Source organism: Pseudomonas sp. MWU13-3659, assembly GCF_023757525.1.
In the GTDB taxonomy this organism is placed as follows: Bacteria; Pseudomonadota; Gammaproteobacteria; order Pseudomonadales; family Pseudomonadaceae; genus Aquipseudomonas; species Aquipseudomonas entomophila_E.
Window position 1 is genome coordinate 1 of the sequence record NZ_JAMSHW010000039.1, and the last position, 21,888, is coordinate 21,888.

Here is a 21,888-nt window from a genome sequence, read left to right on the forward strand (position 1 = left end):
AACTATCGCGCGCTTAGAAGCAAGATCAAGATCAAGATCAAGATCAAGATCAAGATCAAGATCAAGATCAAGATCAAGATCTATAAAACCAATACTCGGCAGTTACCGTTGATTATGTGTTGACTGATCCGGCCTTTCGCCGGCAAGCCGGCTCCTACAGGGGGAAGTGCACGTTTTAAGATGCCCTGCCCCTGTGGAAACAGGATTAAGCGACACCCACCTGACTACGCCCACTGTTCTTGGCCTTGTACAACCCGGTGTCCGCCGCCGAAATCAACTGCCGGCAGTGGCTGCCGACACTCGGCGTCAACGTCGCCACCCCGATACTCACGGTCAGCAGTGAACCGGCTTCAGGCACGGTATGAGCAATGTTCAGGCCCATGATGGTCTGGCGCAGCTTCTCGGCAATCAACCGCGCACCACCGGGCGAAGTGTTGGGCAGCACCAGGGCGAACTCCTCGCCACCATAACGCGCCGGCAGATCGGTAGGCCGCGAGCAGCAACCGCGAATGGCCTCGGCCACCTGTCTCAGGGCCTCATCGCCGGCCAGATGACCAAAGCTGTCGTTGAACGCCTTGAAGTAGTCGACGTCGACCATCAGCAGAGACAACTGCTGCTGTTCACGCATGGCCCGACGCCATTCCAGCTCCAGGTACTCATCGAAATGACGGCGGTTGGAAAGCCCGGTCAGGCCGTCGGAGTTCATCAGTCGCTGCAGCATCAGGTTGGTGTCGAGCAACTGTTGCTGGCTGACACGTAACGCCCGGTAGGCTTCATCGCGTTGCAGCAAGGTCAGGTAGGAGCGCGAGTGATAGCGAATGCGAGCCACCAACTCGATGGAATCGGGCAACTTGACCAGGTAATCGTTGGCCCCGGCGGCAAATGCCGCGCTTTTGACCAGCGGATCTTCCTTGGTCGACAGGACGATGATCGGGATGTCCTGGGTGGCCGGGTTGTTACGGTACTCGCGCACCAGCGTCAGGCCATCCAACCCCGGCATGATCAGGTCCTGCAGGATGACCGTGGGCTTGATGCGCATGGCCTGGGCCACCGCCTGGTGCGGGTCGGCGCAGAAATGGAAGTCGATGTTTTCCTCGTGAGCCAACCCACGGCGCACCGCTTCGCCGATCATCGCCTGATCGTCTACCAGCAGGACCATCGCCGCACTTTCGTTGATGGTCGTGAAACCTTCGATCGGTAGATCATTCATCCCTAGTCACCAGATCACTACCGGCCAGGCGGCGTGACTCAATACATATCGTCATTTCGAAAAGATTTCCATCAGTCGTCCGGCGATTCGCTCCAGCGGGCGAATTTCAACGGCCGCATCGATGGCCGCGGCGGCCTTGGGCATGCCGTACACCGCGCTGCTCTGCTGGTCCTGGGCGATGGTCAGAAAACCTTGCTCACGCATCAGTTTCAGGCCCTGGGCGCCATCGCGGCCCATGCCGGTGAGCAGCACGCCCACCGCGTCGCCCGACCAGTAGCGCGCGACACTTTCGAAGAACACATCGATCGAAGGCCGGTAGATTTCATTGACCGGCTCGGCAGTGTAGGCCAGCTGGCCGTTCTGCAGCAGCCGGATGTGGTGGTTGGTGCCGGCCAGCAGCACCTGCCCCGGCTGCGGCGGCTCACCCTCCCGCGCCAGGCGCACTGGCAACCCAGAGGCACTGCTAAGCCATTCGGCCATGCCGGCGGCGAACACCTGGTCGACATGCTGCACCAGCACGATGGCCGCCGGGAACTCGCGCGGCAACCCCTTGAGCAGCACCTCCAGTGCCGCCGGCCCGCCCGCCGAAGAGCCGATGGCCACCAGGCCGCGGCGCTGGGAGGCCTCGCGCAACGGCGCGGCCACGGCGCGGGGAGCGCTGGGCCGTTGCTGGCCAATCAACCAGCCGATATTGAGGATCTTGCGTAGCAGCGGCGCTGCGGCTTCCCGGGCATCCCCCGCGCCCAGCGCCGGGGTATCGACCACATCGAGCGCGCCGTGGCCCATGGCCTCGAACACCCGGTGCACGTTCTGCTTGCGGTCGACGGTGACGATCACGATGGCGCATGGGGTTTCGGCCATGATCCGACGCGTGGCCTCCACACCATCCATCACCGGCATGATCAGGTCCATGAGAATCAGGTCTGGGGTACTTTCCGCGCAGCGCTGTACCGCCTCGGCACCGTTGCCGGCAACCCAGATCACCTGGTGCGCCGGCTCGAACGCCAGCGCCCGGCGCAGGGCCTCCACAGCCATGGGCATGTCGTTGACAATGGCGATCCTCATCCCTGCGCCCCCCCTATCAGCTCCGCGACGGCGTCCAGCAACGCATCGTCATGGAAGCTGGCCTTGGCCAAATAATAGTCGGCGCCGGCATCCAGTCCACGGCGGCGATCTTCTTCGCGATCCTTGTAGGAAACCACCATCACCGGCAGCGATTGCAGGCGATGGTCGCGGCGCACCAGGGTCACCAACTCGATGCCATCCATGCGTGGCATGTCGATATCGGTGATCAGCAGGTCGAAGTCATCGCTGCGCAGCGCATTCCAGCCATCCATGCCGTCCACCGCGACAGCCACTTCGTAGCCGCGATTGCTCAGCAGCTTGCGCTGCAATTCGCGCACGGTGAGCGAGTCGTCGACCACCAGGACACGCTTGCGTACCGCCCCCTTGCCGCCCTTGCCACCGCGCTCGATGCGCTCAAGCCGGCCGGTGCTGAGCAGTTTGTCCACCGAGCGCAGCAAGTCTTCGACATCGACGATCAGCACCACCGAGCCATCGTCGAGCAACGCCCCGGCGGAAATGTCCTGGACCTTGCCCAGGCGCGGATCGAGCGGCATCACCACCAGCACCCGCTCGCCGATCAAACGCTCCACGGCCACCCCATAGAGCTGTTCACGCTCGCGGATCACCACCACCCGCAAACCCTGCCCCGGGTCCTGGGCGGCAGGCCGGTTGAGCAACTGGCTGGCGGCCACCAGGCCGATATGGCGGTCTTCGTGCCAGAAGTGCTGGCGCCCTTCGATCTGCACGATAGCCTCGGTCGGAACGTCCAGGGTGCGTTCGATGTGGGCCAGCGGGAAAGCGTAGGCCTCACCACCTACCTCGACCACCAGGCTGCGCACAACCGACAGGGTCAGCGGCACCTCCAGGTGGAAACAGCAACCCTGCCCTGCCACCTGGGTCAGCTCGATCGAGCCACGCAGTTCACGCACCATGTGCTGCACCGCATCCAGGCCGACACCACGCCCGGAGACCTCGGTGACGGTATCGCGCAGGCTGAAGCCGGGCAGGAACAGGAACGTCAGCAACTCCGCCTCGCTCATCTGCGCCACGGTTCCGGCCGGCGACAGCGCGCGCTCGACGATGCTCTGGCGCAAGCGCTCCAAGTCGATACCGGCGCCGTCATCGGACAGCTCGAGAATCAGCAAGCCAGCCTGGTGCGAGGCGCGCAAGCGCACGGTGCCTTCGCTCGGTTTGCCTGCCAGCAGGCGCCGCTCGGGCAACTCGATGCCGTGGTCGACGGCATTGCGCAGCAAATGCGTCAACGGTGCTTCGAGTTTCTCCAGCACATCGCGGTCGACCTGGGTCTTTTCGCCTTCGACGACCAGACGCACCGGTTTGTCCAGCGAGCGCCCCAGGTCGCGGACCATGCGGCTCTGCCCGGTCAGCACGTCGGCAAAGGGGCGCATGCGGCAGGCCAGCGCGGTGTCGTAGAGCAGTTGCGCACGCTGGCTGGCCTGCCAACCGAACTCGTCGAGGTCGGTGGCCTGCTGCAGCAGAATCTGCTGGGTCTCGGCCAGCAACTGCTGGGTCTGGGCAAGGGCCTCGAGCACTTCCGGGCCCTGCCCGCTGCCTTCGAGCTGGGTCTTCAGGCCGTCCAGCGCGCGGATGCCCTGGCCATGCATGCGCTTGAGGCGTTGCAGGGTGGCCAGATAGGGTTTCAGGCGCTGAGTCTCTACCAGAGACTTGCTCGACAGGTCGAGCAGGCTGTTCAATCGGTCGGCGGTTACCCGCAAGACCCGTTCACCACCGTCGCCCGCTCGCTTGCCAGCCTTCGACGCGGCAACGGGCTCGGCGTCGACGACAGGCTCCGGTGCAGGAGCAACGGGCGCCGGTGGCGAGGGTTCGACAGGTACAGTCGGCAGAGGTGGCAGCGTCGGGGGTACGACAGCCGTCGCCGGCGCCAGCAGGCCGGCCAGTTGTACCAGGAATGCGGGGACCGCGGCTTCGCTGTCCTGGTCACCTGGCGTGGCGATGCGCATCAGCAGATCTGTCCCCTGCAACAAGGCGTCGATATGCTCGGGACGCAACGCCAGCCGCCCTTCCTGCGCGGCCACCAGGCAGTCCTCCATGACGTGGGCCACGCTGACCCCCGCATCGATACCGACGATCCGCGCCGCGCCCTTGAGCGAATGGGCCGCACGCATGCAGGCTTCCAACTGGTCCGGCTGGGCGGGGTTGCGCTCCAGGGCCATGAGGCCGGCGCTGAGTACCTGGGTCTGGGCCTCGGCCTCCAGGCTGAACAGTTCGAGCAGCGATGCGTCGCGCATTTGCTCCGGGGTCATGACAGGCTCCGCTTCACGGCAGACAATAGATGTTGCTCGTCCAGGACACGCACGCTGCGCCCTCGCCACTGCAGGACGGCGGCAGTGAAGTGCGCCGTGTCACGGCCCGTTTCCATGCGGGCCGGATCGAGGCGATGGATGCCGTCGATCTCGTCCACCGGCACCACCACCGGCCCGCCCTCGGCCGCCAGGATCAGCATTCTCGGCAGCACCCGCCCACCGCGCTCGACAGTCGCCTCGGGCGGCACGCCCAACAGGTCGGCCAGCGACAGGCAAGGCACCAATGCCCCGCGCACATTGGCAACGCCCTGCAGCACACGCGAACGCTGGTGCGGCAGCGAATGCACCTGCTGCTGCGGGGCGATTTCGGCCAGGCACGCGGTCGCCAGGGCCAGCCATTCCTCACCCAAACGGAACAGCAGCATGGAACGGCCGACAGCGACCTCCTCCACGACGCTCGCTTCGACCTGCTCGCCCTCGATCAGCGCATAGCGATCCAGCAGGCGAGTGGCCGCGGTGGCATACACGTCGCAATTGCGGCAATGAACATGCCGCTCCAGCAACGGGCACTGCTTGTCGCCGTGCACGCCAATGCGGTTCCAGCAATCGTCGATGACCTCGTGATCGCGAGCGATCAGGTGCATCTGGTATTCGCCACTCATCGTTCAGACTCCCTTCCCGCCCGCGCCGCGCGCTCCTGCAAGCGCCGGGCGCCCGCCTCGTCGCCCTGGGAAGCCAGCAGCGCGGCCAGGTGCACCAGGGCTTCCGGGTGCTGGGGTTCCAGGTACAAGGCCTTGCGGTAATGGGTAATGGCTTGCGCGGCATCGCCCTCGGTATCACTGAGCAATCCCAGCCAGTAATAGACCTGTGCCTTGGGCGCATACTGGCGAAGATAGCGCTCGCAACCGGCCCTGGCCTGTTCACTGTCCCCGGTATTGGCATGGCGGGCAATGATGCCCAGCAGTTGGGCTTCGTTCACATGGGGCTCGATGATTGGCGCGGGTACAGGCGTCGGCCTGACGGTGCGGGCCGGTAATGCGACCACTCTCGGCGGTGGCGGCGCCAAGGGCCGCGCAACCGGCAGCGGCAGGCTCACCGGAGCAGTCGCCGCGGGCTCCTGACGGACATAGGCGAACGATTGGGCGATCCCCAGCGGCCGCATGCCCAGACGCGCGAGCAGGCTGCCCTCGGCAGGCCCGATGAACAACACCCCCTGGCCATGGGTCAGGTGCTTGAGCACTTCGAACACCCGCTGCTGGGTCGGCACGTCGAAATAGATCAGCAAGTTGCGGCAGAACACGAAGTCGTACAGGCCCTCTCGGCTCTTGAGCGCAGGATCCAGCACATTGCCCACCTGCAGGTTGACCTGTTGGCGCACGCGCTCATTGATGCGATGCAGCTCTGCGACCGTGCTGAAATGCCGCTCGCGAAACGCCAGGTCATTGCCACGGAACGAGTTGCGGCCATACTCGCCCTGCAGCCCCTTGGCCACCGAATTGGGGCTGATGTCCATGCCATCGATGCGAAATGCGGCCGGGCTGACACCGCCGTCCAGCAAGGCCATGGCGATCGAGTAGGGCTCTTCGCCGGTCGAGCACGGCAGGCTGAGGATGCGCAAAGGCCGTGTCCCGGCCAGTTCGGCCACCCGCTTATGAGCCAGGCCGACCAAGGCGCCGAACGATTCGGGATAGCGGAAAAACCAGGTTTCCGGGACGATGACCGCCTCGATCAGTGCCTGCTGTTCCTCGGTCGACTGCTGCAGGTGCAACCAGTAATCGTCCAGGTCCGCTGCCAGCACCGCGACGCTGCGCTGCTGCAAGGCGCGCTCGATCATCGGCGCCCCCACCGACTCCACGTCCAGCCCGATACGCTCACGCAGAAAGCGGAAGAAGCGTTGCTCGCTCATGCCGGCACCTGCCCGTTCCCGGCGGGATACAGCAACTCGCGCACAGCGGGGGGGAGCAGGTCATCGACGCGGATACGCTGCAACAAACCCTGGCTGTCCTGACGCACCGGCCCAAGGTAGGGGGCATCGGCGTTGTCCAGGCCGTAGGGCTGGAACTCGTCGGGCTGGCAGCGCAGGGTGTCGGTGGCCTGCTCCAGCACCAGCCCCAGTTGCAAGTCGGGGCGCAACGGGTCGGCGCGGTAATGCACCAGCACCAGGCGTGTACTGCCGCGCGAAGGCGCCGCGACACCGAAGCTCAGGGCCGACAGGTCGATCACCGGAATCAGTGCGCCCCGGTGGGCCAGCACACCGACAACCCAGGACGGTGCCTGGGCGATGGGCTTGAGCGTACGTCGTGGCAACACCTCGACCACCTCGCGCACGTCGAGGGCAAAGCGTTGCTCGGCAATGCGGAACTGCAGGTAGAGTGCGCCCTTGCCAGCGACCGCGCGCGCCTCGTGGGGATGCAAGTCGTTCATCGTCGTCAGACTTTGAAACGCGACACACCGCCACGCAGGCCGGTAGCCACCTGGCTCAGTTCATCGATGGCAAAACTGGCTTGGCGCAACGACTCGACGGTCTGGGTACTGGCGTCGCTGAGCTGGGCCAGAGCCTGATTGATCTGTTCGGCGCCGGTGGCCTGGGCCTGCATGCCCTCGTTGACCATCAGCACCCGCGGCGCCAGGGCCTGGACCTGGTGGATGATCTGCCCCAATTGCTCGCCCACCTGCTGCACCTCGAACATGCCGCGGCGCACCTCCTCGGAGAACTTGTCCATGCCCATCACCCCGGCCGAGACCGCCGACTGGATCTCGCGCACCATCTGTTCGATGTCGTAGGTGGCCACGGCGGTCTGGTCAGCCAGGCGCCGCACCTCGGTGGCCACCACGGCGAAGCCACGCCCGTACTCGCCGGCTTTTTCCGCCTCGATGGCGGCGTTGAGCGACAGCAGGTTGGTCTGGTCGGCGACCTTGACGATGGTCACTACCACCTGGTTGATATTGCTGGCCTTCTCGTTGAGGATCGCCAGCTTGGCATTGACCAGGTCGGCAGCGCCCATCACCTGGTGCATGGTTTCCTCCATGCGGGCCAGGCCTTGCTGGCCGGAGCCGGCAAGGCTCGAGGCCTGGTCGGCCGACGAAGTGACCTCGGTCATGGTGCGCACCAGGTCGCGCGAGGTGGCGGCGATCTCCCGCGACGTCGCACCGATCTCGGTGGTAGTGGCCGCAGTTTCAGTGGCCGTGGCCTGCTGCTGCTTGGAGGTGGCGGCAATCTCGGTGACCGAGGTGGTCACCTGTACCGACGAACGTTGGGCCTGGGCCACCAGGTTGGCCAGCGATTCGGCCATTTCGTTGAAGCCCCCTTCGATTGCGCCGAACTCGTCCTTGCGGTCCAGGTTCAGGCGCATGCTCAGGTCGCCCGAACGCAGCTTGTCCAGGGCATGGACAATAAGCTGCATGGGCGCGGTGATCGCACGCAACAGCAGCAGGCCACAGACGCCCGCGGCGATGATCGCCAGCAGCAGCGAGACGATCATGCTGCCCTTGGCCGTGTTCACGGCGCTGACGATGTCGTTGGTGGCAGCCTCGGCGGATTCGCGGTTGCGCTCGATGACGGTGTTGAGGTGCTTGCGACCGGTCACCCAGGCCGGGGTGAGGACTTCGAGGATCAGGCGCTGGGCTTCGGCGTAATTCTTCTGCCGATAGGCTTCGAGCACCTGGTCGACCGACTTGAGGTATTCCCCTTCCAGGCGCACGAACTCTTCATAGCTGGCCTGGTCGTCGGCGTCGCGGATGGTCGCCTGGTAACTGGCCATGTGCTGCTTGAGGCGATCGTCGAAGCCCTTGTACAGCTCCATGTCGGCGCTGGTGATCTCGCGATGGTTCGACAGGCCGACCAACTGCTGGGTGGTAACGTAGCTGTCGACCCAGGCACTGCGGATCATCGAGCTGTAGTAGACACCGGGAATGCTGTCGGACCCCACCGCCTCTTCGCTGGACTCGATCGCCACCAGCCGCGAGTAGGCGGCCACGATCATCAGCAGCATGATGGCGATGATCACGGCGAAACTTGCCAGGATCCGTTGGCGCAAGGTCCAGTTCTTCACATTCAGCCCTCAGGAATTCGATACGAGCGGGAAAAATCGCCGAAGTATAGCCCAGGCTTCCTACGCTTTTGCGGGTGAATACGGATAGATTCAGGCATCCATGCCTGACGAATTGGCCAAATGCCAGCTCATTGACCTGCGGCAAGCCTGACCTGGTTTTCCAGTTCCTGGCGCAGCGCAGGGTCCAGACGCAGTTGCCGTGCCAGCTCATCGAGGTAGGCGCGCTCCATGAAGTTCTCCTGATCGACCATCATCACGCTGGCCAGGTACATCTCGGCAGCCATTTCCGGTGTTTGCGCGGCACGGGCCACTTCGGCCGGGTCCAGTGGTTTGTTCAGTTCGGCGTGTAGCCAGTGCTGGAGGTCCTGGTTGCTGTCCAGGCGGGTGAACGCCTCCTCGATCAACGCCCGCTCACGCTCATCGATATGGCCGTCGGACTTGGCCGCCGCCACCAATGCACGTAGCACCGCCTGGCTGTGCAGCTCGGCCTGGGCCGGCGGCAGGCGGTCCAGCGTCTGCGGCTCGTGGTTGCCCGCCCCCTGGCGCGCCTGCCAGTTGCCGTAGGCCTTGTAGGCCAGCACGCCCAGCGCTGCGAGGCCACCGTAGGTGAGGGCCTTGCCACCGTACTTGCGCGCCTTCTTGCTGCCCAGCAGCAAGCCCATGGCGCCCGCTGCCAGCGCACCGCCACCGGCGCCGGAAAGCAGGCTGCCCAGGCCGTTGCCCGCAGACTTGCCGGCCACGCCCTTGCTGGCCTGGTTGCCGAGCAGTTCCTGACCCGATTTGAGCAGTTGGTCGAGCAGGCTCCGGGTATTCATCTGGCATATCTCCGCTGTAGGAAAAGAGGCTCCCAGAGTAGGCCCGGGCAGCTGCTTCGCCACTCGCGCAAATGCTTCCGAATGTTGCGCGGGAAGTCGACAAAAAACGAACTAGACTCGATCTGGCCAACAAGACCAACAAGAAGGCCGCCGATGAACGACCCGCAGCTGTCACGGCATTTCTTCGCCTGTTTCGAAGCCTGGGCAATACCCAGCCTCGACCTCTCCCCCGTCCACGCGACTCAGCAAGAGGGAACACCATGTCAGTGAACAAGACTGTATTGTTCGGCGCTCTAGTGGCCAGTGCCGGCCTGCAGGCCGCCCAGTTGCCGGACAAGCTCGGTGCCGCTGAAGGGCAGCTGGATATCATTGCCTGGCCGGGCTACATCGAACGGGGTGAAAGCGACAAGGCCTACGACTGGGTCACCGGCTTCGAGAAGGAAACCGGCTGCAAGGTCAGCGTGAAAACAGCCGCCACCTCCGACGAGATGGTCAGCCTGATGACCAAGGGCGGCTACGACCTGGTCACCGCCTCGGGCGACGCTTCGCTGCGGCTTATCGTCGGCAAGCGCGTGCAACCGATCAATACCGCATTGATCCCCAACTGGAAGAACCTCGACCCACGCCTGCACAACGGTGCCTGGTATGTGGTCAAGGACCAGGTATACGGCACCCCCTACCAATGGGGCCCGAACGTGCTCCTCTACAACACCAACGTATTCAAGCAACCGCCGACCAGCTGGAGCGTGGTGTTCGAGCCCCAGGACCTGCCCGACGGCAAACCCAACAAAGGCCGCGTGCAGGCCTACGACGGGCCTATCTACATTGCCGACGCGGCGCTCTACCTCAAGTCCGCCAAACCCGAACTGGGCATCCAGAACCCTTACGAGCTGACCGAAACCCAGTACAAGGCCGTGCTCGACCTGCTGCGCCAGCAACAGCCGTTGATCCACCGCTACTGGCATGACGCGACGGTGCAGATGAGCGATGTGAAGAACGAGGGCGTGGTCGCCACCAGCTCATGGGGCTACATGGTCAACGGGCTGCAGGCCGACAAGCAGCCAGTGGCCTCGGTGGTACCGAAGGAAGGCGCCACAGGTTGGGCCGACACTACCATGCTGCACAGCGAGGCCAAGCACCCCAACTGCGCCTACAAGTGGATGGACTGGTCGCTGCAACCGAAGGTGCAGGGTGATGTGGCGGCCTGGTTCGGTTCGTTACCCGCGGTGCCAGCGGCCTGTACCGGTAGCGAGCTGCTGGGGGCCGAGGGCTGCAAGACCAACGGCTTCGACAACTTCGACAAGATCGCCTTCTGGAAGACCCCGCAGGCCGAAGGCGGCAAGTTCGTGCCCTATAGCCGCTGGACCCAGGACTACATCGCGATCATGGGCGGGCGATAGGAGCGCCCCGGAACATGATTCAACCCATTGCTCTGATATGACCTCTGTAGGAGCGGCTTCAGCCGCGATCACCCGCACAGCGGGTGCCAAGCACCGCATCGCGGCTAAAGCCGCTCCTACAGACGACATGGCACCCGCCTACGGTTATCCCATATCGTCGGTTTGCCGGCGAAACGGGGCCGAATGAACTCGCATCAACCGATCAGGTAGCACCATGCCCCCAGCAGTCCAGTTCACCCAGGTTTCCCGCACCTTCGGCGAGGTCAAGGCGGTCGACCAGGTCAGCATCGATATCCAGGATGGCGAGTTCTTCTCCATGCTCGGTCCGTCCGGTTCGGGCAAGACCACCTGCCTGCGCCTGATCGCCGGTTTCGAACAGCCCAGCAGCGGTTCGATCCGTATCCACGGGGTCGAGGCCGCAGGTCTGCCGCCCTACCAGCGTGACGTCAACACGGTATTCCAGGACTACGCGCTGTTCCCCCACATGAACGTGCGCGACAACGTTGCCTATGGCCTGAAGGTCAAGGGTGTCGCCAAGCACGAGCGCCACGCCCGTGCAGAGGAAGCCCTGGCCATGGTGGCCTTGGCGGGCTACGGCGCACGCAAACCGGCGCAGCTTTCCGGCGGCCAGCGCCAGCGTGTCGCCCTGGCACGGGCGCTGGTCAACCGGCCGCGGGTGTTGCTCCTCGACGAGCCCCTCGGTGCCCTGGACCTCAAGCTGCGCGAGCAGATGCAGGGCGAGTTGAAGAAGCTGCAACGCCAGCTGGGCATTACCTTCATCTTCGTCACCCATGACCAGACCGAGGCGCTGTCGATGTCCGACCGGGTCGCGGTGTTCAACCGTGGCCGCATCGAACAGGTCGACTCGCCGCGCAACCTCTACATGCAGCCGGCGACCACGTTCGTCGCCGAGTTCGTCGGCACCTCCAATGTGCTGCGCGGCGAGCTGGCCCGGCAGCTCAGCGGCAGCCCCCTGCCGTTCTCCATCCGCCCCGAACACATCCGCCTGGATGGCCAGGCCACCAGCCACGAAGTGCAGGTCAGCGGCGAACTCCACGACATCCAGTACCAGGGCAGCACCACTCGCTTCGAGGTGAAACTGGACAACGGCCAGGTACTGGCCGTGAGCCAGGCCAATGACCGCTGGCAGGCCGATGCGCCGCCCTGGCACACTGGCCAGCGCGTACATGCCCGTTGGCCACGAGAGGCAATGACGGTATTGCAGGAAACCGTCCTATGAACCTTGCCTCGACGCACCCGGCAAGCTCGCCCCTGCGGCGCCTGAGCAACATGCTCTACCGGCGCCCCAACCTGTACCTGCTGATGCTGCTGGTCCCCCCCTTGCTGTGGTTCGGCGCGATCTACCTCGGTTCGCTGCTGAATCTGTTGTGGCAGGGCTTCTACACCTTCGACGACTTCACCATGGCGGTGACACCGGACTTGACCCTGGCCAACTTCGCCGCGCTGTTCAACCCGGCGAACTTCGACATCATCCTGCGCACCCTGGCCATGGCCGTGGCGGTGTCACTTGCCAGTGCCGTGCTGGCCTTCCCCATCGCCTACTACATGGCACGCTACACCAGCGGCCGCACCAAGGCGTTCTTCTACATCGCGGTAATGATGCCGATGTGGGCCAGCTACATCGTCAAGACCTACGCCTGGACCTTGCTGCTGGCCAAAGGCGGCGTGGCCCAGTGGTTCATCCAGAAATTGCACCTGGACGCACTGCTGCAACTGCTGCTCGCTGTTCCCGGCGTGGGCGGCAGCACTCTGTCGACCTCACACCTGGGGCGCTTCCTGGTGTTCGTGTACATCTGGCTGCCATTCATGATCCTGCCGATCCAGGCCGCGCTGGAGCGCCTGCCGCCCTCGTTGCTGCAGGCCTCGGCTGATCTGGGCGCCAGGCCAAGCCAGACCTTCCTGCAGGTGATCCTGCCGTTGTCTGTGCCGGGGATTGCCGCCGGTTCGATCTTCACCTTTTCCCTGACCCTGGGGGATTTCATCGTGCCGCAGCTGATCGGCCCGCCCGGCTACTTCATCGGCAGCATGGTCTATGCCCAGCAAGGCGCGATCGGCAACATGCCCATGGCCGCGGCCTTCACCCTGGTGCCGATCGTGCTGATTGCCGTGTACCTGTCCATCGTCAAACGCCTGGGGGCCTTCGATGCACTCTGACAAAGCCTCGACAGGCCTGCGCCTGGCGGCGTGGGGCGGGTTGCTGTTCCTGCACTTTCCAATCCTGATCATCCTGCTCTATGCCTTCAACACCGAGGATGCAGCCTTCAGCTTCCCGCCCCAGGGCTTCACCCTGAAATGGTTTGGCGTGGCCTTCGCCCGCCCCGATGTGCTGGAGGCGATCAAGTTGTCGCTGCAGGTGGCCTGCCTGGCCACGCTGATCGCCCTGGTGCTGGGCACCCTGGCCTCTGCGGCGCTGTACCGACGCAGCTTTTTCGGCAAGGAAAGTATCTCGCTGATGTTGATCCTGCCCATCGCCTTGCCCGGCATCATCACCGGCATCGCCCTGTTGTCGGCCTTCAAGCGCCTGGGCATCGAGCCTGGCCTGTTCACCATCGTGGTCGGGCATGCGACGTTCTGCGTGGTGATCGTCTACAACAACGTCATCGCCCGCCTGCGGCGCACTTCGCAGAGCCTGATCGAGGCGTCGATGGACCTGGGCGCCGACGGCTGGCAGACCTTCCGCTACATCATCCTGCCCAACCTAGGCTCGGCGCTGCTGGCCGGCGGCATGCTGGCCTTCGCCCTGTCATTCGACGAGATCATCGTCACCACCTTCACCGCCGGCCATGAGCGCACCTTGCCCATCTGGCTGCTCAACCAGCTCAGCCGCCCACGCGATGTGCCGGTGACCAACGTGGTCGCCATGCTGGTGATGCTGGTGACCATGCTGCCGATTCTCGGCGCCTATTACCTGACCCGCGGCGGTGAAAGCGTCGCTGGCAGTGGCAAATGACCCTGGAGGAGTCCCCTATGCAAACCCAAATGCTGATCAATGGCCGCCTGGTGAATGGCGAAGGACCGGCCTGGACCGTGCTCGACCCGGCCAAGGGCAGCGCCCTGGTGCAGATCAACGAGGCCACCGAAGCGCAGGTGGACACCGCTGTGCGCGCCGCCGACCAGGCGTTTGAAAGCTGGTCGCAGACCACACCAAAGGAGCGTGCCGCCGTGTTGCTGGCCATCGCCGAGGTGATCGAATGCCATGGCGAGGAGCTGGCCAAGCTGGAATCGGACAACTGCGGAAAACCTTATGCCGCCGCGCTCAACGACGAGATCCCGGCCATTGCCGACGTGTTCCGCTATTTCGCCGGCGCCACGCGCTGCCTGGGTGGTTCGGCGGCTGGCGAATACCTGCCAGGCCACACCTCCATGGTCCGTCGCGACCCATTGGGCGTGGTGGCGTCCATCGCGCCCTGGAACTACCCGTTGATGATGCTGGCATGGAAGATCGCCCCGGCCCTGGCCGCCGGCAATACCGTGGTTATCAAGCCTTCGGAGATGACCCCACTGACTGCCCTGCGCCTGGGTGAACTCGTCCAGGGCCTGCTGCCGGCCGGCGTCCTGAACATTCTCTTCGGTCGCGGCCAGACCGTTGGCAATCCGCTGGTCACCCACCCCAAGGTGCGCATGGTCTCGCTGACGGGCTCCATCCCCACCGGCGCCCACATCATCGGCGCCACCGCCGACAGCGTGAAACGCATGCACATGGAACTGGGCGGCAAGGCCCCGGTCCTGGTGTTCGACGACGCCGATATTGACGCCGCCATCGAGGGTATCCGCACCTTCGGCTTCTACAATGCCGGCCAGGACTGCACCGCTGCCTGCCGCCTGTATGTGCAGGACGGCATCTACGAGCGCTTCGTCGAACGCCTGGGCGAGGCGGTGGCCAGCCTCAAGCCTGGCCTGCAGAACGCCCCGGACACCGAACTCGGCCCACTGATCAGCGCCCAGCACCGCGACAAGGTGGCGGGCCTGGTCCAGCGCGCCATCGCCCAACCGCACATTCGCCTGGTTACCGGTGGAAAGGCCGTGCCGGGGGGCGGTTTCTTCTTCGAACCGACCGTGCTCGCCGATGCCCTGCAGGACGATGAGATCGTCAGTCACGAAGTGTTCGGCCCGGTGGTTTCCGTCACTCGCTTCAACGATGAGGCCCAGGCGCTGGCGTGGGCCAACGATTCCGAGTACGGCCTGGCTTCGTCGGTATGGACCCGCGACACCGGTCGCGCCCATCGCCTGGCGGCACGGCTGCAGTATGGCTGCACCTGGGTCAACACCCACTTCATGCTGGTCAGTGAAATGCCCCATGGCGGGCAGAAGCATTCCGGCTATGGGAAAGATATGTCGATGTACGGGCTGGAGGACTACACCTGCGTGCGCCATGTGATGTTCAAGCACTGAACCTGCTGCGATGAAGGCCGGCAAGGGTTCAGTCCCCGCCGGCTTTTTTCTGCCCCTTCAACAGAATTTTCCCTGTCTTTGCGCTTGCTCCAGCCTACCGTCCATCCATTGAGTTGCGCATAGCTGGTATCACAGACTGATACCATGAATAATCATCAGCACGCATTACTCGAACTTGTATTCAAGAAACCTGTTCCCCGAACACTGGACTGGCAGCGCCTGGAGTCGCTGTTGGTGTCGCTTGGCGCCAAGGTCGTCGAAGGCAGAGGGTCCCGCGTGCGTTTCGAGCTCAACGGCGAGGTCGCGACATTCCACCGCCCTCATCCCGACCGGCACGCCAAACCCTACCAGGTACGGGACGCCCGTCAGTTCCTGGAGCAGGCAGGAGTCACACCATGAACGTCATGAATTACCGCGGCTATTCAGCCCGCATCGAATACAGCGACGAAGACCAGTTACTGATCGGCCACATCGCCGGTATCCGCGATGTGATCGGTTTCCACGGCGAGTCGGTCGCCGAGCTGCGTCAAGCCTTCGAAGAGGCTGTCGACGACTACCTCGACACCTGCGAGCGCCTGGGCCGTGAACCGCAGAAAGCCTATTCCGGAAAGCTCAGCCTGCGCCTGGAACCAGCCCTCCACGCCAGCGTGGCCGCCAAGGCCGAACTGGCGCAGAAGAGCATCAACCAGTGGGTGAGCGATATTCTCAGCCAGGCAGCCTGCGGCTGAGTCAGTCGCGCAGGTCCGACTCGTGGATCGGGTTCGCCCGGCTGGTCGCCCGCTGGTACTGGGCCGGCCAGGTGGCCTTGTTGCCGCCCAAATCATCGTCGGCATGCAATGGCCAGTACGGGTCGCGCAGCAGTTCCCGGGCAAGGAAGATCACATCGGCCTGACCGGTGCGCAGGATGTGCTCGGCCTGGGCTGGTTCGGTGATCATGCCAACGGTGCCGGTGGCGACCTCCGACTCCTTGCGCACACGCTCGGCGAAGCGAGTCTGGTAGCCGGGGCCCGTCGGGATCTCGGCATTGACCGAGGTACCGCCCGAAGACACGTCGATCAGGTCGACCCCCAGGGCTCGCAGGCGGCGGGCCAGCTCCACGGTTTCATCCGGGTTCCAGCCGTCCTCGACCCAATCGGTGGCCGATACCCGGACGAACAGCGGCAGGTCCTCTGGCCAGGCCTTGCGCACGGCCTCGGTCACTTGCAGGGTCAGGCGAATGCGATTCTCGAAGCAGCTTCCGTAGTCGTCGCGGCGCTGGTTGCTCAACGGTGACAGGAACTGGTGCAGCAGGTAGCCATGGGCGGCGTGGATCTCGACGACCTTGAAGCCGGCCGTCAATGCGCGCTCGGTTGCCGCCACGAATGCGTCGATGATGCCCTTGATCTCATCGGTGGTCAGTTCGCGGGGTGGGGTGTGCTTCGGATCGAAGGCGATCTTCGAAGGGCCTACCGGCTGCCATCCCCCTTCCTCCGGTTTGACGCTGCCTGGCTTGCCCAGCCAAGGCCTGTGGGTGCTGGCCTTGCGGCCAGCGTGGGCAAGCTGGATGCCGGGTACGGCCCCTTGGGCGGCGATGAAGCGGGTGATCCGCTGCAACGGTGGTATTTGGTCGTCATGCCACAGGCCGAGGTCCTCGGCGGTGATACGGCCATCGGCGGTGACGGCGACGGCTTCGCTGATCACCAGGCCCGCGCCACCGACGGCGCGGCTGCCCAGGTGCACCAGGTGCCAGTCGTTGGCCAGGCCGTCGACGGCCGAGTACTGGCACATGGGGGAAACGGCGATGCGGTTGGGCAGGGTCAGCTTACGAAGGGTGTAAGGCTCAAGCAGCAGGCTCATGAGAGCACCTCCCAGGGGACTCCGAATGGTTGTCCGGTCCGGGCGCTCTTGGTGGGGATTGGGCCGGTGCCGGTCATTTTCAGACTAGACCATTGGGGGGTGACAGCTTCGCCTTTCAAGCGGGAGCGTTGCAGCGCCGATGAGATCGAGCGCCGCCCGCCTACCGAGTCCCCGCTCACAAACGCTGGATGATCAGTTCCCCGGAAGCCCCCGCCAACCCAGGCTGCCCCTCCCGCCCAGGTCGCCCATTGGCCCCGGCATCGGTGCTGTAGACCAGGCAGCCCTTACTGGCCCCACCGACCCCGGCCCGGCCTGCGGCCCCTGGCTTGCCCGGCGCGCCGCCATCCAGCCGAACCACGATCCGCTCACGCGGGAAGCTGTCAGGTACCGCGAGACGGACCCGCCCACCCGATGCCCCATCCTGCCCATTGCCACCATCATCGCCATTGGAGCCACGGCTGGCCTGCCCCCAGGTGCACCCACCTGACTTGCCATTGGCGCCATCGAGCCCGACGTACCCCGGTGCCCCCGCGCCCCCGCGGGCATCGATGGCCAACCGATCAGCCTCCAGTTCCGCCAATCGCAACTCCAGGTTACGGCCAGGGCGAGCACTGCGCTCGTAGGTGCCAGGCGCACCTGGAGCACTGATCTCGCTCCCCTCGCCCAGGGAGGCACGGGCCACATCAATGCTCAGCCCGCCCTCGGCAGGCGCAACGGCGATACGTGCATCACGGCCCAACTCGAGCCGGTCGATCTTCAGCTCGCTCAAGCTGGCCGGCAGCAGCAACGTCCCCGAGTCCGCTACCCGCAAATGCTGCAGATGCACGCTGGCCGCCTTGTTCGGCAGGCGCAACATGGAATGGGCGGCAACTTCGAGGCTTTCAGCCTGGGCCATGGGGGCCGCCAATGCGGCCAGCAACATCAGTTTACGCATGGCTCGGCGCCTCCTGCGGCCTGGGAATGGACATGACATGGAAGATGCCGGTCAGCAGGATCTGCAGCCGGTCGAACCAACGATGGCTGCGCCCGCGCAAGCTACCGTTGAAGAAGAGGATTTCGAGCACATGCAGCGTCAGCAGGATGATGCCCGCGGCATTGATGAGAAGATTGAGCGGCAACGGCTGCGGCATGAACAGATTGACCAGCACCACCCACCAGAACACCACCGTCAGAGCCTTGCCCAGGCCCAGGATGAACTTCATACCCCGCCCCCGATCGATTTGTTGTTATGTCGAAGCGGCCCGGTCGAGCGGGCCGCGACGGCAACAGTACCCCTAACGCCAGGCAACGCGCCAGAGGGGGTCAGTTGAGGTACAGTTCCACCCGTCGGTTGTGCGCCCGGCCTTCGTCGGTGTCATTGTCGGCCACCGGTTCACTCTCTCCACGGCCCAGGCTGGTCACTTTCTCCGGCGCCAGCCCCTGGCTGATCAGGTACTCCGCCACGCTGCTGGCACGGCGCTCGGACAACCCTTGATTGTAGCTGTCGGAGCCGACGCTGTCGGTGTGGCCAATGACCTTGATGCTGTGCACCGAAGGGTCGTTGAGTTTGGGCAGCAAGCTGTGCAAGCGTTCCTGGGCACCGGCCTCAAGCCTGTCGGAGTTGAAGGCGAACAGTACCTGGCCCTGATCGTCGAGGGTGATCACTTCGGATGTCGCGGCTGGCTCGGGTTGTGGCTGCGACGGTGGATACTGCGGCAGCGGGCAGCCCATGTGATCGACCCGGGTGCCGGCGGGTGTGTCAGGGCAACGGTCGCGGCGGTCGAAGACACCATCGCCATCCTTGTCACCGTCCTGGGCGTAACAGATCAAGCCACCGGCAATCGCCCCTGCGGCGCCGGCACCGGCCGCCCAGCTTGAGCTCTCGATGGCCCCCAGGCCACCGCCGACCAGCCCGCCCAGCAGGCTGCAGAGGGGCCAGGTCCTTTGATTGAGGGGTGCGCTGCCATCGCTGTGGGTGGCGCAGCCTGCCAGCAGGCTCGTGGCCACCACCAACGGCAGCGCCGCCTTCGACAAAACACGCATGGTGAATGCTCCTGTGTCACCGGCCGCTTCCGGTCACACAGGAGTAAAGACGCGCCCACGCCACTTCTCAAGGCACAGGCGTACGGCCATCAGCGCTGGATCTTGATCTCGGTTCGACGGTTCATGGCACGCCCATCGGCCGTGGCGTTGTCGGCGACCGGCTGGGTTTCACCGGCCCCCACCACCGAAACGAAGCTGGCGCGCGGCACGCCGCTTTCGATCAGGTACTCGGTGACCGAGTGGGCCCGACGCTCGGAGAGTTTCTGGTTGTATTTGTCGGAACCGACGCTGTCGGTGTGGCCCGTGACACTCAGGCGCGCGCTCGGCGCTTCTTTCTTCAAGCGCGTGGCGATGGTATTGAGGCGCTCCTTGTCGGCGGCGGTCAGCCGCGCCGAATCGAACTCGAAGCGCACGTCACGGATGACGATGACTTCTTCCTTCTGCACCACCACCTCTTCGACCACCGGTGGCGGCGCCGGAGGGCAACCGTTGGCGTCGACCTGCACACCGCGTGGCGTGCCCGGGCACTTGTCGCGGCTGTCGGGCACACCATCGCCATCCTCGTCGCCATCGCCATGGGCCCAGCAGTACCCGGCCGCCAGGCCACCACCGAGCAAGGCGCCCCAGCCAGCCCAGCTTGAGCTTTCTATGGCGCCCAGGGCCGCGCCGCCCACGCCCCCGACGGCAGCACACTTCGGCCAGTCGGTTTTCTGCAAACCTGCACAACCAGTCAACACACTGGTGAGCAGAACCAGGGGTATCGCTGTGCGTACTATGCTCATCTTGTTGCTTCTCCTAGGGGGAATCGGTGCTGAACCGACGCTCTGGGAGTAAAGACCGCCGTTTCCCGCTCTGCCAGCAATAAGCCACGACACAACTTGCCCCCTCTTTGCCATCCCGCCTGGGGCCGCTAGTCTTGAGCGATCTGAACGAGGAATGGCAATGACCGAGGTTTTCTCTCCACGCACACCCCAACAGGCGCTGGCCGCCCTGCTCGAGCGCTTCACGCCCCGCCGCCTGCTGCTGGTGGGCGCGCGCTTCCCGGCACTCGACGCCTTCGCCGCGGCGCATCCGGACACCCACATCGAAGTCGCGGCCCCCGGCCCGCTGCCGGCGGCAGTGGCCGCGCAGCGCTTCGACCTGGCCGTGCTGGTCGATTGCCTCGAACACCTGCCCAAGCGCGTCGGCCTGGAGTTGCTGGGCGGCATCCGCAACCTCAATGCCAACCGGGTGGCGGTGCTCACCGACCTGGCCGCCAGCGGCTGGCACGACACCGACTTCTTCGCCCTGGCGCTCTCGGCCAGCGAAAAATTCCAACGCGACGAGCAGGTGCTGAGCCTGTTCACCTATGATCTGCATGACTACAAGCAGGTCCCGGACTGGCTCAATGCAAGGTTCTGGGCCAACCCTGAAAATTTTGGCAAGTACTGGTGGTGATTCAAATGAGTGTCTCGGTCTGCCCCTGTGGCACTGGCAACCTGCTTGACGCCTGCTGCGGGCACTATCACGCCGGCACCCCGGCACCGGACGCGCAGTCGCTGATGCGCAGTCGCTACAGCGCCTACGTGCTGGGCCTGGTGGATTACCTGGTCGGCACCACCCTGCCCGCCCAGCAGCCCGGCCTGGACCGTGCCGGCATGGCCGCCTGGAGCGCCCAGAGCACCTGGCTTGGGCTGGAGGTGGAAAGCGCCGAGGTATTCGGCGGGCAGCCCGAACATGCCTTCGTCACCTTCACCGCGCGCTGGCACGACACCGACGGCGATCACCAGCACCGCGAACGCTCGGCCTTCGTCCAGCATGCCGGGCGCTGGTACTTCATCGACCCGACCGTGCCCCTGAGCGCCGGGCGCAACGACCCCTGCCCCTGCGCCAGCGGGCAGAAATTCAAGAAATGCTGCGCCAGTTATCTCGGTAGCTGAACATGCGCGCCCTGGCCCGCCTGCTGACGCTCAGCCTCCTGCTGGGCTGGCTGGCGGGCTGCGCCAGCTGGGGCGAAGACACCTGGCGCCAGCCCGAGGTGCATCTGGTCAAGGTGGAAAAGGTCAAGATGCGCCTGCACCAGCAAGAGTTCGTGCTCCACCTGCAGGTCGACAACCCCAATGACGAACGCTTGTTCATCCGCACCATCGCCTATTCGGTGCACCTGGGCGACCTGCTGCTGGCCCAGGACGAGGTCAGCCTGTGGCGCAGTGTCGGTGGCCATGCCCGGCGCACCTTCAAGATCACCACGCGCACCAACCTCTGGCAGCACCTCAAGCCCCTGGCCAAACTGCTGCGAAGCAAGCAGCCACTGCAATACCACCTGCGCGGCGACCTGGCTACCGGCCTGTTCATCCATCGGGACCTGCACTTGTCGCGCAGTGGTGAGATAATCCCCGGCGATCTAATACCGGAGTAGTCCCGCAATGACCCAGCAACCCCATGTCCATGGCCCCGACTGCAACCACGGTCACGACCATCACCATGATCATGACCACGGCCATGTACACGGCCCACACTGCAACCACGGCCACCAGGAGCCGGTGCGCAACGCCCTGAAGGACGTTGGCCGCAACGACCCTTGCCCATGCGGCAGCCAGAAAAAGTTCAAGAAGTGCCACGGCGCCTGAAGCAGTAACACGCTTCGAGCGGCAAGCTTGCAGCAGGAACCGGTCGGTGCACAGCCCACTTTCCTCTCGCAGCTTGCCGCTGCCGACCATTCGTAAATAAAGCGTCCCGACACCTTGCACGGCGACTGCGCGCTCACTACCTTAGCGCCTTTCCAAACCCCGCCACGCCTTGCAGGAGCCCCGT

At 64.7% G+C, this 21,888-nt stretch carries 24 protein-coding genes; 11 read left to right on the plus strand and 13 right to left on the minus strand.

The window, feature by feature from the left end:
- Nucleotides 1–205 precede the first annotated feature (205 nt).
- The 8 genes from NGM28_RS25835 to NGM28_RS25870 form a co-directional block, all read right to left on the minus strand.
- Complete coding sequence (locus NGM28_RS25835; RefSeq protein ID WP_252092163.1) at nt 206–1,210, minus strand: response regulator; 1,005 nt, start codon at nt 1,208–1,210, stop codon at nt 206–208.
- Between the two features lie 51 nt (nt 1,211–1,261).
- Nucleotides 1,262–2,275, minus strand: a complete 1,014-nt coding sequence (locus tag NGM28_RS25840; protein ID WP_252092165.1) for a chemotaxis response regulator protein-glutamate methylesterase — start codon at nt 2,273–2,275, stop codon at nt 1,262–1,264.
- A complete protein-coding gene (locus NGM28_RS25845) occupies nt 2,272–4,557 on the minus strand; it encodes a hybrid sensor histidine kinase/response regulator (RefSeq protein ID WP_252092167.1) in 2,286 nt (761 codons plus the stop codon). The genes NGM28_RS25840 and NGM28_RS25845 overlap by 4 nt, the downstream gene beginning before the upstream one ends.
- Entirely contained in the window at nt 4,554–5,219 is a 666-nt protein-coding gene (locus NGM28_RS25850; protein ID WP_252092169.1) for a chemotaxis protein CheW, read from the minus strand. The genes NGM28_RS25845 and NGM28_RS25850 overlap by 4 nt, the downstream gene beginning before the upstream one ends.
- Nucleotides 5,216–6,463: a CheR family methyltransferase gene (locus NGM28_RS25855; protein ID WP_240064737.1), complete on the minus strand. Its 1,248-nt coding sequence runs from the start codon at nt 6,461–6,463 to the stop codon at nt 5,216–5,218. The genes NGM28_RS25850 and NGM28_RS25855 overlap by 4 nt, the downstream gene beginning before the upstream one ends.
- The gene (locus NGM28_RS25860) at nt 6,460–6,981 is read right to left on the minus strand and encodes a chemotaxis protein CheW (RefSeq protein WP_240064736.1); all 522 of its coding nucleotides are present in this window, start codon (nt 6,979–6,981) and stop codon (nt 6,460–6,462) included. The genes NGM28_RS25855 and NGM28_RS25860 overlap by 4 nt, the downstream gene beginning before the upstream one ends.
- A gap of 5 nt (nt 6,982–6,986) precedes the next feature.
- A complete protein-coding gene (locus tag NGM28_RS25865) occupies nt 6,987–8,609 on the minus strand; it encodes a methyl-accepting chemotaxis protein (protein WP_240064735.1) in 1,623 nt (540 codons plus the stop codon).
- Between the two features lie 128 nt (nt 8,610–8,737).
- Nucleotides 8,738–9,424: a tellurite resistance TerB family protein gene (locus tag NGM28_RS25870; RefSeq protein ID WP_240064734.1), complete on the minus strand. Its 687-nt coding sequence runs from the start codon at nt 9,422–9,424 to the stop codon at nt 8,738–8,740.
- Nucleotides 9,425–9,684: 260 nt separating this feature from the next.
- On the opposite strand from NGM28_RS25870, the gene ydcS reads away from it, so the two are divergent.
- From ydcS to NGM28_RS25905, 7 genes are all read left to right on the plus strand, one after another.
- Complete coding sequence (gene ydcS / locus NGM28_RS25875) at nt 9,685–10,824, plus strand: putative ABC transporter substrate-binding protein YdcS (RefSeq protein ID WP_252092171.1); 1,140 nt, start codon at nt 9,685–9,687, stop codon at nt 10,822–10,824.
- Between the two features lie 214 nt (nt 10,825–11,038).
- Complete coding sequence (locus NGM28_RS25880; RefSeq protein WP_240064732.1) at nt 11,039–12,064, plus strand: ABC transporter ATP-binding protein; 1,026 nt, start codon at nt 11,039–11,041, stop codon at nt 12,062–12,064.
- Nucleotides 12,061–12,999, plus strand: a complete 939-nt coding sequence (locus NGM28_RS25885; RefSeq protein WP_252092173.1) for an ABC transporter permease — start codon at nt 12,061–12,063, stop codon at nt 12,997–12,999. The genes NGM28_RS25880 and NGM28_RS25885 overlap by 4 nt, the downstream gene beginning before the upstream one ends.
- A complete protein-coding gene (locus NGM28_RS25890; protein WP_240064731.1) occupies nt 12,989–13,795 on the plus strand; it encodes an ABC transporter permease in 807 nt (268 codons plus the stop codon). Before NGM28_RS25885 ends, NGM28_RS25890 begins: the two co-directional genes overlap by 11 nt.
- 17 nt (nt 13,796–13,812) lie before the next feature.
- A complete protein-coding gene (locus tag NGM28_RS25895) occupies nt 13,813–15,237 on the plus strand; it encodes a gamma-aminobutyraldehyde dehydrogenase (RefSeq protein ID WP_252092175.1) in 1,425 nt (474 codons plus the stop codon).
- Between the two features lie 144 nt (nt 15,238–15,381).
- Nucleotides 15,382–15,636, plus strand: coding sequence for a type II toxin-antitoxin system HicA family toxin (locus NGM28_RS25900; protein WP_240064729.1), 255 nt, complete (start codon nt 15,382–15,384; stop codon nt 15,634–15,636).
- Entirely contained in the window at nt 15,633–15,965 is a 333-nt protein-coding gene (locus NGM28_RS25905) for a type II toxin-antitoxin system HicB family antitoxin (RefSeq protein WP_240064728.1), read from the plus strand. Before NGM28_RS25900 ends, NGM28_RS25905 begins: the two co-directional genes overlap by 4 nt.
- Before the next feature lies 1 nt (nt 15,966).
- Here NGM28_RS25905 and NGM28_RS25910 read toward each other — a convergent pair whose 3' ends face one another.
- From NGM28_RS25910 to NGM28_RS25930, 5 genes are all read right to left on the minus strand, one after another.
- Nucleotides 15,967–17,073 (minus strand): NADH:flavin oxidoreductase/NADH oxidase, encoded by a 1,107-nt coding sequence (locus tag NGM28_RS25910; protein ID WP_240064727.1) that lies wholly within the window; start codon nt 17,071–17,073, stop codon nt 15,967–15,969.
- Nucleotides 17,074–17,248: 175 nt separating this feature from the next.
- Nucleotides 17,249–18,007 (minus strand): collagen-like protein, encoded by a 759-nt coding sequence (locus NGM28_RS25915; protein ID WP_252092178.1) that lies wholly within the window; start codon nt 18,005–18,007, stop codon nt 17,249–17,251.
- The gene (locus tag NGM28_RS25920; RefSeq protein ID WP_213659834.1) at nt 18,000–18,275 is read right to left on the minus strand and encodes a DUF1145 domain-containing protein; all 276 of its coding nucleotides are present in this window, start codon (nt 18,273–18,275) and stop codon (nt 18,000–18,002) included. The genes NGM28_RS25915 and NGM28_RS25920 overlap by 8 nt, the downstream gene beginning before the upstream one ends.
- 100 nt (nt 18,276–18,375) lie before the next feature.
- The gene (locus tag NGM28_RS25925) at nt 18,376–19,095 is read right to left on the minus strand and encodes a PA1041 family peptidoglycan-binding anchor lipoprotein (RefSeq protein WP_252092179.1); all 720 of its coding nucleotides are present in this window, start codon (nt 19,093–19,095) and stop codon (nt 18,376–18,378) included.
- A gap of 89 nt (nt 19,096–19,184) precedes the next feature.
- Nucleotides 19,185–19,877, minus strand: a complete 693-nt coding sequence (locus NGM28_RS25930; RefSeq protein ID WP_213659832.1) for a PA1041 family peptidoglycan-binding anchor lipoprotein — start codon at nt 19,875–19,877, stop codon at nt 19,185–19,187.
- 160 nt (nt 19,878–20,037) lie between these two features.
- Here NGM28_RS25930 and NGM28_RS25935 point away from each other — a divergent pair, with 160 nt between their 5' ends.
- From NGM28_RS25935 to NGM28_RS25950, 4 genes are read left to right on the plus strand one after another with little or no spacing between them, the layout of a single operon-like run.
- Nucleotides 20,038–20,532: a DUF6231 family protein gene (locus NGM28_RS25935; RefSeq protein WP_252092181.1), complete on the plus strand. Its 495-nt coding sequence runs from the start codon at nt 20,038–20,040 to the stop codon at nt 20,530–20,532.
- Between the two features lie 5 nt (nt 20,533–20,537).
- Nucleotides 20,538–21,014, plus strand: coding sequence for a YchJ family protein (locus NGM28_RS25940; RefSeq protein WP_240064723.1), 477 nt, complete (start codon nt 20,538–20,540; stop codon nt 21,012–21,014).
- A 2-nt stretch (nt 21,015–21,016) separates the two neighbouring features.
- Entirely contained in the window at nt 21,017–21,493 is a 477-nt protein-coding gene (locus NGM28_RS25945) for an LEA/WHy family protein (RefSeq protein ID WP_252092183.1), read from the plus strand.
- A gap of 7 nt (nt 21,494–21,500) precedes the next feature.
- On the plus strand, nt 21,501–21,704 hold the full coding sequence (locus tag NGM28_RS25950; RefSeq protein WP_011532538.1) for an SEC-C metal-binding domain-containing protein: 204 nt from the start codon (nt 21,501–21,503) through the stop codon (nt 21,702–21,704).
- The last annotated feature ends 184 nt before the right edge of the window (nt 21,705–21,888 follow it).

Bases quoted from the DNA above. Each gene is read 5' to 3' on its own strand.
- NGM28_RS25835 (WP_252092163.1), bottom strand. From the start codon at position 1,210: ATGAATGATCTACCGATCGAAGGTTTCACGACCATCAACGAAAGTGCG.
- NGM28_RS25840 (WP_252092165.1), bottom strand. From the start codon at position 2,275: ATGAGGATCGCCATTGTCAACGACATGCCCATGGCTGTGGAGGCCCTG.
- NGM28_RS25845 (WP_252092167.1), bottom strand. From the start codon at position 4,557: ATGACCCCGGAGCAAATGCGCGACGCATCGCTGCTCGAACTGTTCAGC.
- NGM28_RS25850 (WP_252092169.1), bottom strand. From the start codon at position 5,219: ATGAGTGGCGAATACCAGATGCACCTGATCGCTCGCGATCACGAGGTC.
- NGM28_RS25855 (WP_240064737.1), bottom strand. From the start codon at position 6,463: ATGAGCGAGCAACGCTTCTTCCGCTTTCTGCGTGAGCGTATCGGGCTG.
- NGM28_RS25860 (WP_240064736.1), bottom strand. From the start codon at position 6,981: ATGAACGACTTGCATCCCCACGAGGCGCGCGCGGTCGCTGGCAAGGGC.
- NGM28_RS25870 (WP_240064734.1), bottom strand. From the start codon at position 9,424: ATGAATACCCGGAGCCTGCTCGACCAACTGCTCAAATCGGGTCAGGAA.
- ydcS (WP_252092171.1), top strand. From the start codon at position 9,685: ATGTCAGTGAACAAGACTGTATTGTTCGGCGCTCTAGTGGCCAGTGCC.
- NGM28_RS25880 (WP_240064732.1), top strand. From the start codon at position 11,039: ATGCCCCCAGCAGTCCAGTTCACCCAGGTTTCCCGCACCTTCGGCGAG.
- NGM28_RS25885 (WP_252092173.1), top strand. From the start codon at position 12,061: ATGAACCTTGCCTCGACGCACCCGGCAAGCTCGCCCCTGCGGCGCCTG.
- NGM28_RS25890 (WP_240064731.1), top strand. From the start codon at position 12,989: ATGCACTCTGACAAAGCCTCGACAGGCCTGCGCCTGGCGGCGTGGGGC.
- NGM28_RS25895 (WP_252092175.1), top strand. From the start codon at position 13,813: ATGCAAACCCAAATGCTGATCAATGGCCGCCTGGTGAATGGCGAAGGA.
- NGM28_RS25900 (WP_240064729.1), top strand. From the start codon at position 15,382: ATGAATAATCATCAGCACGCATTACTCGAACTTGTATTCAAGAAACCT.
- NGM28_RS25905 (WP_240064728.1), top strand. From the start codon at position 15,633: ATGAACGTCATGAATTACCGCGGCTATTCAGCCCGCATCGAATACAGC.
- NGM28_RS25910 (WP_240064727.1), bottom strand. From the start codon at position 17,073: ATGAGCCTGCTGCTTGAGCCTTACACCCTTCGTAAGCTGACCCTGCCC.
- NGM28_RS25915 (WP_252092178.1), bottom strand. From the start codon at position 18,007: ATGCGTAAACTGATGTTGCTGGCCGCATTGGCGGCCCCCATGGCCCAG.
- NGM28_RS25920 (WP_213659834.1), bottom strand. From the start codon at position 18,275: ATGAAGTTCATCCTGGGCCTGGGCAAGGCTCTGACGGTGGTGTTCTGG.
- NGM28_RS25925 (WP_252092179.1), bottom strand. From the start codon at position 19,095: ATGCGTGTTTTGTCGAAGGCGGCGCTGCCGTTGGTGGTGGCCACGAGC.
- NGM28_RS25930 (WP_213659832.1), bottom strand. From the start codon at position 19,877: ATGAGCATAGTACGCACAGCGATACCCCTGGTTCTGCTCACCAGTGTG.
- NGM28_RS25935 (WP_252092181.1), top strand. From the start codon at position 20,038: ATGACCGAGGTTTTCTCTCCACGCACACCCCAACAGGCGCTGGCCGCC.
- NGM28_RS25940 (WP_240064723.1), top strand. From the start codon at position 20,538: ATGAGTGTCTCGGTCTGCCCCTGTGGCACTGGCAACCTGCTTGACGCC.
- NGM28_RS25945 (WP_252092183.1), top strand. From the start codon at position 21,017: ATGCGCGCCCTGGCCCGCCTGCTGACGCTCAGCCTCCTGCTGGGCTGG.
- NGM28_RS25950 (WP_011532538.1), top strand. From the start codon at position 21,501: ATGACCCAGCAACCCCATGTCCATGGCCCCGACTGCAACCACGGTCAC.